This is a genomic window from Synoicihabitans lomoniglobus (assembly GCF_029023725.1).
Lineage (GTDB): Bacteria > Verrucomicrobiota > Verrucomicrobiia > Opitutales > Opitutaceae > Actomonas > Actomonas lomonigloba.
Genome location: NZ_CP119075.1, coordinates 2,644,932 through 2,657,268, shown reverse-complemented (window position 1 = coordinate 2,657,268; position 12,337 = coordinate 2,644,932). Strand labels below are relative to the sequence as shown.

6 protein-coding genes are annotated in these 12,337 nt (G+C 62.9%); 1 reads left to right on the top strand and 5 read right to left on the bottom strand.

Annotation, left to right across the window (positions count from 1 at the left end; genetic code table 11):
* Positions 1–60 precede the first annotated feature (60 nt).
* From PXH66_RS10420 to PXH66_RS10410, 3 genes are all read right to left on the bottom strand, one after another.
* On the bottom strand, positions 61–2,493 hold the full coding sequence (locus tag PXH66_RS10420; RefSeq protein ID WP_330928161.1) for an ABC transporter permease: 2,433 nt from the start codon (positions 2,491–2,493) through the stop codon (positions 61–63).
* A 68-nt stretch (positions 2,494–2,561) separates the two neighbouring features.
* Entirely contained in the window at positions 2,562–4,970 is a 2,409-nt protein-coding gene (locus PXH66_RS10415; RefSeq protein WP_330928162.1) for an ADOP family duplicated permease, read from the bottom strand.
* A gap of 31 nt (positions 4,971–5,001) precedes the next feature.
* Complete coding sequence (locus tag PXH66_RS10410; protein WP_330928163.1) at positions 5,002–7,413, bottom strand: ABC transporter permease; 2,412 nt, start codon at positions 7,411–7,413, stop codon at positions 5,002–5,004.
* Positions 7,414–7,642: 229 nt separating this feature from the next.
* Between PXH66_RS10410 and PXH66_RS10405 the strand changes: the two genes are divergently transcribed.
* Positions 7,643–8,593, top strand: a complete 951-nt coding sequence (locus PXH66_RS10405; RefSeq protein WP_330928164.1) for a DMT family transporter — start codon at positions 7,643–7,645, stop codon at positions 8,591–8,593.
* Between the two features lie 389 nt (positions 8,594–8,982).
* Here PXH66_RS10405 and PXH66_RS10400 read toward each other — a convergent pair whose 3' ends face one another.
* The gene (locus PXH66_RS10400) at positions 8,983–9,882 is read right to left on the bottom strand and encodes a sugar phosphate isomerase/epimerase family protein (RefSeq protein WP_330928165.1); all 900 of its coding nucleotides are present in this window, start codon (positions 9,880–9,882) and stop codon (positions 8,983–8,985) included.
* Between the two features lie 171 nt (positions 9,883–10,053).
* A complete protein-coding gene (locus PXH66_RS10395) occupies positions 10,054–12,330 on the bottom strand; it encodes an outer membrane protein assembly factor BamB family protein (protein ID WP_330932354.1) in 2,277 nt (758 codons plus the stop codon).
* Positions 12,331–12,337 lie beyond the last annotated feature (7 nt).

Genomic DNA, 12,337 nt, shown 5'->3' with positions numbered 1-12,337 from the left:
CACGTCGGAAGCACTCCGGCACGCTCGGGCGCGTTCGTCAAAGGTCCGTTTTGCCGAAACTCACTCGTCACGCAAGGCGACCATCGGGTCGACTCGGGCCGCTCGTCGAGCCGGCAACAGGCACGCCAGGGCGGCGATACCGATCAGTAGAACGGTGGCAGCCACCAAGGCGACCGCATCGAGCGGCGCGATCTCGAAGACCAGACTGCGCAGGAATCGACTAATCGCCATGTAGCCGAGCACACCGCAGCCGACGCCGATGCCGATGAGCTTCAAACCTTGGCGAAGGATCAATCGCAGCACGTCCTTGGCGGCGGCGCCGAGGGCCATGCGAATGCCGATCTCCTGGGTGCGTTGGCCCACGCTGAACGCGAGCACACCGTAGACTCCGAGAGCGGCCAACAGCAACGCCATGCCGCTGAACAAACCGAGCAACAACACCGGCGTGCGGCGGGTTTGCAGTGAACCCGTGACACGGCTCGCGAGGGTTTGAATGTCGTAGATCGGGAGGTCCGGATCAGCGGCCAGCACGGCCTGGCGCATGTCTCCCGTAATCGATTCCGGCGGCACCGATGTGCGCACGACCAAAGTCAGTCCAGAGACGGGACGCTGGTTGTAAGGATAGTAGATGGTTTCCTTGCGCACCGGATCGTCGAGTCCGCCGTGTTTCACCGCCGCGACGACGCCGACAATGGTGCGCATATTCTCCGGTTCACCCTCGCCGCGGTAGAGACGTTTGCCCACCGGATCGACTCCCGGCCAGTAGCGATCGGCCAGCACCCGGTCGATGATGACCACCTTTTCGGCCTCGATGCTGTCAGCGGGCGTGAATACCCGACCGCGCTGCAACGGCACGCCCATGGTCGCGAAGTAGCCCGGGGAAATGGAGCGTATCTGGCCGTGAGGCGGGGGCTGATCCTCCGGCACCTCGCGATCCTCGATTCGGTAGGTGCCCTGCGAGTTGTTGTAACCGAAAGGAATGTTGCTCGTCACCGCCGCCTCAATCACGCCGGGAATGGCGTTCAATCGCGCGATCACATCCTCGGCGAATGCCACGCGGGCGCTGTTTGCCGTGTAAGCTTCTGCCGGCAAGGTGAAGCGGGCGGTCATGACGGATTCGGGATTGAATCCGGCCGGCTGTTGCTGGAGGTGATGAAAGCTGCGCATGAGCAACGCCGTGGTCGCGAGCAACATCAGCGACAGTGCGATTTCGGTGACGACGAGCGAATTGCGCAGCAGGCGTTGGCGGCGACCCGCGGTCACACGTGAGCCGGCGGACTTGAGGGCTTCGCTGGCGTCGGTGCGCGACGCTTGCAGGGCGGGGATGAGACCGAAGGCGATGCCGGTCACGCCTGCACAGATAAAGGTGAAAGCGAACGCGGTCGTATCGAGCGAGACGTTGCCACCGCGCGGGAGATCGCCGACGCCCAACCATTGCATCCCGGTCAGCGACCACATTGCGACCAAAAGGCCGAGACCGCCACCAATGGCGAACAACACCAGACTCTCGATGAGCAACTGCCGCACGATGCTCCACCGACTCGCCCCGAGGGCAGTGCGAATGGCGAGTTCGCGTTGCCGGGCGAGGGCGCGGGTGAGCAAGAGATTCGCCACGTTGGCGCAGCCGATGAGCAACGCCGCAATGACGCCGGCCTGGAGCAACCACAGCATCGGACGCACGTCTTTGACGGTTTGGTCGAGCATCGAACGGGCGATGCCGGTGAAGCCCGTGGCTTCGACGTAGGGACGGAAATTCTCCGCGTGCAGGAGGTTCTGCTGCACGATGGCCTCGCACTCCGCGGTCAACATGGCGGGGGTGGTGCCCGGCTTCAGTCGCGCGATCATCTCGGAGTATTCGGTGCCGCGCTCGTTCATGCTCATCTGTTCCGGCGTGAACGCGAACGGTATCCATAATTTCACTTCGTCGGCGGGAAAGCTGAACGACTCCGGCATCACGCCGATGATCTGGTAGGGCACACCGTCGAGCCGAAGTGTTTGTCCGATGGCGTCGTCCCGGCTCCCGAAATTATCCCGCCACAACGCGTGACTTAGCATGACGACATGCTCGTTGCCGGGCTGAGCCTCTGCGGCCGTAAAGGCGCGACCGCGGACCGGGGCTGTTTGCAAGGTGGAGAACAAACTGGGTGAGGTGCGCAGACCCAGCACGCGGGTGGGGGGCTGTTCACTGGCCAGATTCAAACTTTCCCACGTGTAGATGGCTCCATCCTCAATCGAGGAGGCGCGGTCCATACGGTCGAGGTAGTCGGGAATCGAAACGCCGGCATATTCCAGATCGCTCTTCGGGTAGCTATTGTAGACTTGCACCAGACGTTCGGAGTCCGGGTAAGGCAGCGGACGCAATAACACCGAATTGACGACGGTGAAAATGGCACTGTTGGCGCCAATGCACAGCGCGAGCGTGGCGATGGCGACGACCGCAAAGCCAGGGGATTTGGTCAGCGAGCGAAGGGCGAGGCGGAAATCAGCGATCATGATGTGGCAGCATTGAAGTGAAAGCGGAGGAGGGCGGTTCGAAATGAAATGAAATGGAGTAGGGAATCTTAATCACTGCGCAGCGCGACAGCGGGATCCACCTTGGTGGCGCGGAGCGCGGGAAACCAGGCGGCGACCAAGCACACCGCGCCGATCAATAATGCGACGATGGTGAAAATGAGCGGAGAAAACGAAGGCACATTGAAAAGGAGCCCGGCCAGACCGCGGCTGGCCCCGGCGGCGATCAAGAGTCCCAACCCAAGGCCGGGAACGATCATGGTGGTGGCGTCGCGCAAGATCTGGTGGCGCAGGTTTTGGGCCGACGCGCCCAGGGCGGCCCGCACGCCGAGTTCGCGGGTGCGGGCCGCGACGGCAAACGCCAGCATCGCATAGAGTCCCGTCGAGCACAGCACCACGGCGAGCACGGCGAAGGCCACGATGAGCACGAGGCTGAACCGTTGTTGCCACGCGGAGTTGGCGTAGAACTCACTCACGCGATTTTCGAAAAACAAGGATACATTGGGATCAAGGTCCCAGACCGCGCGCTGCAAACTCGTCCACGCGGGAGGTTCCACGCCCGCGAAGCGCACGAACGCGGCGGTATTTTGGCCGGTGAACTGTGCGACCGGCACGAAAAAGCCGTCGATGGTGCGGGGGTTGTGTCCGATACTGCGTCGATCGGAAACGACGCCGACGATGGTGCACCAGTCGGGCGAGACCCCGCCGAGACGCACGCGTTTGCCCACGGGGTTTTTGCCGGGCCAATAGCGTTCGGCCAATTCGGCCGTCACCACCGTGACCGGGGGGTGATCCAGGCGATCCGTGGGTTCCAGAAAACGACCATACAAAACGCGCACGTCGTGAGTCCGGGCGAACTCGGGAGAAACGACATCGATGTGGGCTTCCTTGGGTGAATCGCGGAGTTCAAGCCCATCGCCTTCCTGCACAAACGGTTGGTTCGTGGTGGGGGGATTCGGATAGCTGAACCCAGCCAGACTGACGGCTTCCACGCCCGGCAGGCGCGCCAGGGATTCGCGGGCGTTTTCGAAAAACCGCAGACGCGATTCCGCGTCGAGGTAGGCCGACCCGCGCGTGCCGATGCGAAACTGAAAAAGTTCTTCCACGGGGAGGCCGTAGTCGACCTGGTTCAGTTCGCGACTGCTTTGCACCAGCAGACCGGCGGCCGTCGCCAAGGCGAGCGCCACGGCAATCTGTCCGGTCACGAGCCAGCGACTCCACCGGCTGGCGGTGCCTCCCCCCATCGAGCGTCCGCCGCTGCGCAGCGTCGCGTCGATGGGAAGATGGCGGGCGATCGCCCAGGGCATCAGCCCAAACAGCAGGGCGGCGACAGCGGCGGCGGCGAGGGCGAACAACCAGGAGGACGCATTGACATCGGGATCGGCAAACGTGTTCACACCCGTGTTGCCGGGCAACAGCGCGATGATCGCTGGGGAAATCCACGCGGCGAGACCGAGTGACGCCACGGCGGCGATGATCGTGAGGGTCAAGTTTTCGATCCAGAACTGTCGCAGGAGGCGTCCGGAGCGCGCCCCGAGGGCGAGCCTCACCGCGAACTCGCGACGACGTCGCAATGCCTGAGCGAGCAACAGTGCTCCGCTGTTGAGGCAGGCGACGAGTAAGACGAGCACGGCCATTGCCATGAGAATCCAGAGTTGCCCCTGAAACGGCCCCAGCAAGGCATCACGCAACGGGGTCGCCGTGACTCCGCGGGTGCCGTTGGTCTCGGGGTATTCGGCTTGGAGGACATTGCCGAGCTGCTGCACTTCGGCTGCGGCCGTGGTGGCACGGGTGCCGGGGGCCAGTTGGCCAAAAGCAAAGTGGCGCGTGGCGCGTCGGTCCTGGCGGTCGACTTGTTCAGGCAGCATGGCCAGCCAGGCTTGCTGTCCCGAACCCAACGACGGCAGATCGAAGGCTGGGGGCAGCACCCCGACCACCACGGTCGACTGGTTGTCGAGTTGCACGGCGCGACCCGCGATTTTCGGATCGGCCCCAAAGCGTCGACGCCAGAGCTCGTCACTTAGCATGAGTGCCATCTGGCCGGACTGACGGGCATTGGTCTCGTGGATGATGTCACCCAGCGCCGCCTTGACGCCCAACATGGGGAAGAATTCCGGACTGACGGTGGGGATATAGGCCACTTCGGTGGCGTCGTCGCCGTGCACGGTGAACGACGCATTGGTGACGATGGCGACTTGCGAGAACGAGGTGGCCTGTTGGCGCACATCCCGGGCGGTGTCCCAACTGATCCGGCCGCGCGAACCGGGCCCATCGGACAGCTCAAACTCCTCGATGATCATCACGCCACGGTCGTCGATTTGGGGCAGGGGTTGCCGCAGATACGTATCGATCAACCCCGTGACGACGACGGCGGCGGTGAGAGAGAGTGCCAGCGTGAGGACGATGGCGATATTCAGGCCCGGGTGACGGCGGAGGCTTTGGACAATGGTGCGAATCATGGCGAACGAAGACAGCGGCAGGGGCAACGGGTTACTCGCTGCGCAGGGCGATCATGGGGTCGACCTGGGCGGCGCGGCGGGCGGGGAACAGGCAGGCGAAGGTGGCGACGAGGACAAAGCTGAGCGCGACGACCGCGTTGATGACCACGTTGAGCGATTCGACGCCGAACAACTGCGAGGCGATGAGCTGGGTGGCCAGGCCGGAAACAAGCAATCCGGCTCCCACCCCGAGCGCGACCATGCGCAGGCCCTGACTCAGAATCATACGGATGACCTGACCGGGCATGGCCCCCAGGGCCATGCGGATGCCGATCTCGGCCGTGCGCTGGGTCACGTTGTAGGCGAGAACCGAATACAGGCCCACAATGGCGAGCAGGAAGGCGATGGCCGAGAAGCACCCGATCAACCACGCGGCGATGCGTTGCACGCCGAGGGAGTTGAGGGTGATTTCGTCGAGGGTCTGGAAAAATGAAATGGCAATGGTCGGATCCACGCTGGCCACGGCGGTGCGCATCGCCCCCTGCAGCGAAATCGGATCGAGGGTGGTGCGGGCGGCGATGCCCATGCCGTGATTGGAGCGTTGGCTGGCGCAGTAGTAGACTTCGTCGGGGGCGGATTGATTCAACCCGGTGGTTTTCACGTCGGCGATGACGCCGACGATTTCGTTCACGTTCTCCCCGTTCGCCCCGGTGAGGATGGTGTGCCCGAGCGCGCTGTCTCCCCCGAAGAGTCGACGGGCGAAGGAGGCGTTGATAACCACGACCGTCGGCGCTCCGAGGGTGTCGGTCTCCTCGAACCAGCGGCCCTCGATCAGTGTGAGTCCGACCAATTCCTTGTAGTCTTGGCCGGCGACTCGAAATCCCGTCAAGGGCCGTTGGGGCAGAGGCAACACCTCGGTGCCACCGACGGTGTAGGGGGAAATCGGTGTGAAGCCGGAGAGCGGCAGGCCGATGATTTGGGAAGCATGGGTGATGGCGGGCTGGCGGGTGAGCTCGGTGTTGACCGCATCATAGAATGCGACGCGTTTTTCCATCGTATCGTAGCGATGCGTCGGAAGATTCACGAAGGCAGCCGCCACACCTTCGGACCGAAACCCGGCATCGGTCGTGAGCAGTTTCCAAAAGCTGGTCATCAGCAGACCGGCCCCGACGAGTAACGTTACCGACAACGCCACCTCGGTGACGATCAAGCCCGCGCGGAACCGACGGCCACCATTGCCGCCTCCGCCGGTGCGAGCGGTGTCTTTGAGCGCTTCGGTGAGCTCGGCGCGCGAGGCCTGCCAAGCCGGCACGAACCCCACGAGGAGGGAGGTGAGACCGGCGACCGCGAGGGAGAACACCATGGCGGCACCGCTGAACGAAATCTCGCTGGCGCGCGGAAGTTGTTGGGCGGCGAAAGTCGAGACCAACGAAATGGCCCACAAACTGAACAGCACACCCAGCAAGCCCGCGGTCAGGGAAAACAACAGACTCTCGGTCAGAAACTGCCGGATGATATCACGCCGGGTCGCACCGAGTGAGAGACGCACCGCGATCTCCTTTTGCCGGGCGGACAGTCGGCCGAGGAAGAGGGAAGCGATGTTGGCGCAGGCGATGAGCAGCACGAACCCGCAGGCGGCGAGCAGCACATAGAACGTCGGGCGCGTGTTGCCCACCAACTCATCGGCGTAGGGGCGCAGCAGGTGATCGCTGTTGGCGTCCATGCGAGCGGGATGGGTGTCGTTATAGGCGGCGGACAACGTGTGCAGCTCGGCATCGGCCGTGGCGAGGGACACTCCCGTTTTGAGTCGGCCGGTCAGCTGCAGGTAGATCGCGCCGCCCTGTTGCACCTGTGCCAACGGAATGCCCGACTGTTCATCGGGTCGGGGAAGAAGGTATTGGATTTGGTTATACGGAAAGGGAAACGCGGGCGGCAGCACTCCGACGACGGTGGTGCCCACGCCGTTCAATTGAATGGTCTGGCCCAGGATGCCCGCCCGGCCCCCGAATCGGTTTTGCCATAATTCATGGGAGAGGATCGCAATGTTCTCCCCGCCCAAGACGTCGTCCTCGGCGGTGAAGTCGCGACCGCGAGCGACGTGTTTGCCGTGAACCGACAGAAAATTCGAAGTCACGGCCAACCCGCTCAATTGCTCGGCGTCGCCCTCGCCGGTCAAGGTGGCATTGTGAAACGTGGCGGCCGAGAGCGCTTCCACCGAAGTCAGGTTGTCGCGGTAGTGCTCGTATTTGGGCCACGACGCGGCCGGGGCGGAGAAGTCCCCGGAAGGATCGTCGATCCAGGCGCGCACCAAACGATCGGCCGCCGGAAAATCGAGCGGGTTGAGCACGACCGCGTTGAAAACGCTGAACAACACGGTGTTGGCCCCGATGCCGATGGCGATCGTGAGCACGGCGACCGCCGTGAACCCGGGAGATTTTAGCAGGGAACGAAGGGCAATGAGCATGGTGAGTGCGGGCGAGGTTGCACAGGCTGTGCCACGCACGGAGATGGATGCTAAGCTGTTGTAAAAGAGGATAAAGCGGAGGCTTAAGGCGCCGGAAGGCAGGGAAACAAGACCACCGATGGGATGGGTTCGTCCCGATTGCGGGACAACGCGCGCCGAACCGGTTCGGGAGAGGTGCGCCGTGACCTTTTAGCTGGCTGCCCCGTAGGGAAATGATCGTGGTATTGCGATGTCTGTTGAGAGACCCACCGATTCCCCGCCTTCGCATCTGCGGTTGTTGGGTTGGACGGTGGTGTGTGCGGTGTTGTGGGGCTCGGCGTTTCCGGCCATCAAACTCGTGTATGCCCATTGGGCGGAACGCGGCGTGACGATCGACTTTGCCGCTCGGTCCATGTTTGCCGGTTTGCGTTTCGTGGTGGCGGGCGGTGTGCTGCTGCTGGTGGCGCAGAATCCGGGGCGGGAATGGCGTGCGACGCCGACCCGTTTGATCCTGATCATGGCGGCGACCCAAACAGTGGGTCAATACGTCTGCTTTTATCTCGGGTTGGAATTGGCCAACGGCGCGCTGTCGGCGCTGCTCATCTCGAGTGGCAGTTTTTGGTGGGTGCTGCTGGCACCGCCGTTTTTGGGCAAACCGCCGCTGAGTCGTCGGCAGTGGCTGGTGGTGGCGGCGGGCGCGATCGGGGTGACCCTGGCGGTGTATGCACCGGGAGGGGCGTCAAAAAATCCGCAGCTGGGAGCAGTGATGTTGCTGGGGGCGAGTTTGTTTGGGGCGTTGGGTTTGCTGACATTTCAGCGGGTGCGACCGACCATGGGATCGCGAGCGGGCACCGGGTTTTCCTTGGCGATCGGTGGCGTGGTTTTGATCGTCATGGGCGCGCCGGCCATTGCGCGCGGCGACCTCGCGATTTTTGACGCTTACACGATCGCGTGGACGGCGTGGCTCTCGTTTGTTTCGGCGGCGGCGTTTGGACTGTGGAATCAGTTGTCGACGATGTTTCCGGCTCACCAACTCGCGACCTACCGTTTCCTCATTCCCGTTTGCGGGGTGTTCGAGTCGCTCCTACTGCTGAAGGGCGAGGTGCTCACGCCGGGCATGATCTGCGGCGGGCTGATCGTCGTCGCAGCGATCACCCAGACGCAGAACAAGTCGAGTCCCGCCATCCCGCCGCGAGTGTAACCATAGTGGTTACACTTTCCGCGATGCGGCTGGCTGGCGCGGAGATTGGCGGCGGTGTGTGGGAGGAGCCAGTCGGTGCCGCGAGTGTAACCATAATGGTTACACTTTCCGCGATGCGGCTAGCTGGCGCGGAGTTTGGCGGCGGTGTGTGGGAGGAGCCAGTCTGCGCCGCGAGTGTAACCATTATGGTTACACTTTCCGCGACGCGGCTAGCTGGCGCGGAGGTTGGCGGCGGTGTGAGGGAGGAGCCAGTCTGCGCCGTGAGTGTAACCATAATGGTTACACTTTCCGCGACGCGGCTAGCTGGCGCGGAGGTTGGCGGCGGTGTGTGGGAGGAGTCAGTCTGCGCCGCGAGTGTAACCATAATGGTTACATTTTCCGCGATGCGGCTAGCTGGTGCGGAGGTTGGCGGCGGTGTGCTGGAGGAGCCAGTCGGCGACGTGGGTGTAGTCCATGTCGTGGTCGGTGCGGTCCCATTGCTCGACCGAGTAGATGCCTTTGAAGCCCGCCGCTTCGCTCATTTGCACGCAGCGATCGTAGTCGTAGGGCTGGTGGTTGCCCTCGGCGTCGAAGCGCACGGCTTTGGCGGAAATGAGGTAGGCGTAGGGCAGAATTTTGGCGAGAGCGTCGAAACGGGCGTCGTCGCTGTAGTTGCCGAAATCGGGCAGGGTGTAGAGGTTCTCGGGACCGGCTTCCTCGCGGATGCGGAGGTGCACGGCGGGGTCCATTTCGATGCCGAAGTGATTTTCATTAAGAAGCACGATGCCGTGGTCGGCGGCGTAGGTGTTTACCTCGCGCATCGACGCGATCGCGTTTTCGATCGGGCCGTTACCCGGGTTGGCACGCACACTGGTTGAGCCGAGTAACACGGCGGCGTCGATCCAGCGCTTGACCTCGGCGATGCTCGCGGCGCGCCGCGCGGGATCCTCGGCGGCGAGGTTGTAGTCGGTATCAATCTGGATGTTGATCAGACGCGAGCCGGCGATGTCGAGCGCGGCGCGGAGTTTGACCAAATAGCCGCGGTCGAGGGACTCGAAGTGGTAACTCCAGAACTCGACTTGGTTAAGGTCGAAGCGGCGTTGGTAGTAACCGGGCACATCGAGCAAGGTGAGCGGCTCGCCAGTATACGGGAGTTTAGCGGAGGCCGTTTGCGCGAAACGGTGACGGAAGATGACCGTGCCCATCGCAAGGCGGTCACGGTGCTTGAGGTGGGGATGCGCAAACGCTCGTGGAGCGAGACTGACGGTCAGGGCGAGTCCGGAGGAAAACAGAAAGCGGCGACGATTCATGGGGTAAAGGGCAGAGGGGAGGTGAAGGGCACCACGAAATACACGAAACACACGAAAGCGTTAAGTAGTCTGCACGGGCCGGGTTTAAGGGGAAGCATGGCCGTCGATATTCCGATCAAATCGCCCAATCCTTTTCGTGTGATTCGTGAATTCCGTGGTTAGTGATCCAGTTTATTCGGGTAGCGCGAAGACGACGTAGCCGCCGACGCCCTTCGGATCGGGGGAGCCGATGCCGCTTTCGCGGGATTTGAGGCCCCAGGTGAGCGGGGTGGTGGCGCAGACGACGAGATACTGGCGGCCGTTGTGCTCATACATGGCGGGCAAACCCTCGGCGCCCATGGGAAGTTTGGCGCTCCAGAGAATGGAGCCATCCTCGGCATCGAAGGCGTAGACGTGTCCGTCCTTGGCGGTGGAAAACACGATGCCGGTGGACGTGACGATCATGCTCATGCGTTGGGAGCCGCGGGGCACGCCCGTGCCCGTCATGCCGGCCGCCGTCGCGTCACGGTCCTGACCAAGCGGCTGACGCCATTTGATCACGCCTTCGTTGAGATCGTAGGCGAGAATCTGTGACCACGGCGGGGTCATGAGGTAAGGGTGGCCGAGACCATAGTCGGTGTAGTAGCGGGTCTCGGGAGCGTCGATATCCTCCGGATATGGCGCACCGGCGCGTCCGAAGAGACGACCGGCGGTGCGTGGGTCAACCAATTCGATCGGAGCACCTCCGGAGCCGACCACCGGGCCTTCGGGCATTTGCTCGGTTTCGGTGGCTCCAAAAATTCCCGCGTAGGGCGATACGCCGTCGTCGAGAAAGTTATACACGTCGGCAATTTGTTCATCGCTGAAATGCGGAAGTGGCGGCATGCGTCCGGTGCCATACATGATGGTGCGCGTCAGGTGGCTGCGGCTGATCTGGCTGCCGACGGCGAGGAGGGACGGCCCGACGTCCGAACCCGCGCGGTTGGCACCGTGGCAGGCGGCGCAGTAAGTCGCGTAGACGTATTTGCCGCGGGCAATGGAGGCGGTTTTGTCGGACTCGTCGCCGGGCATGGTGCTGCTGGCGCGGACCGGTGCGCGCTCGGCCAGTTTGTAAAACGAAGGGAAGTCCTGATTCAGCAGATAAACGATCCCCTCGTCCGGATTGGCGGCGGAGTTGCCCCAATTTACACCGCCGACCGCACCGGGGACGGATACGGTTTCCTCCATGCCGGGCGGCAGATAGAGTCCCTTGCGGGCTTTGGTCACGCGTTCGGTCCAGTCGGCCCGTTCGGCGTCGGTGATGAGAATGGGCGTGATGTCATCCGCCGTCATGATTTGGCGGGAGTAAGGCGGCAGCGCCGGCACGGGTTGGGTCGGCCAGGCTTCTTCGCCCGGGACATCGGAAGCCGGGAAGGGTTTTTCTTCGATCGGGAAAACGGGTTCACCGGTTTCGCGATTGAAGACGAAGAGGTAACCCTGTTTCGAGGCGGCGGCCACGGCGTCGATGCGTTGGCCATCGCGCGTGACGGTGATGAGTTGCGGTGCGGAAACCAGATCGTAGTCCCACAGGTCGTGGTGCACGGTTTGAAAATGCCAGATGCGTTTGCCAGTGCGGGCGTCGAGCGCGACGAGGCAATTGCCGAAGAGGTTTTGGCCAATGCGGTCGGCCCCGTAGTAATCGTAGGTGGGCGAGCCGAGCGGGAGAAAGACGATGCCGCGTTCGGCGTCGACGGACATTTCACCCCAGACATTGGCCCCGCCCGCATAGCGGTAGGCGTCCTGGGGCCACGTTTCGTAGCCGTATTCGCCGGGCTCGGGGATGGTGTTGAAGCGCCAGACGAACTCACCCGTGACGACATTGAAGGCACGGATGTGACCGGGGGCGGACATGTAACTTTCGCCGGGAGAGGAGCCGAGAATGATCAAGTCCTCGAAGACGCGACCAGGTGTGGATGAACTGGCGCGGTAGATCGTTTCAGCCGGCCGTCCCATGTGTTCGCGCAGATCGACCGCGCCCTGCCGACCGAAGGTCGGAATGACTTTACCGGTGCGGGCGTCGAGCGCCTGCAGGGAGTTGCCCATGGTGAACAGCAGACGTCGATCGGCACCGTCATCACTTTCCCAATAGCTGACGCCGCGCCGGGAGATGCCATTGAGGTGCGCGTGTATCCAAATTTCCTTACCGGTGTCGAGATCGAGGGCGACGAGCGACGAATCCTTGGCCAGCACATACATCACGCCATGGGCGATGACGGGATTGAACTGGTAGGCGCGTTCGTCTCCGGTGCCGTAGATCCACGTCTGTTTCAGTTCGGCGACATTGGCGGGCGTGAACTGGTCGAGCGTGGTGAATTTCGACTGATCGTGGCCGCCACCGTAGTCGGCCCAGGTGCGATGTTGATCGGCGGACAGACTCGACGGGACGGTCGCAGCCAAAGCGACCAGAGGGAGAAGGATTTTTTTAACCAAGGGGGTA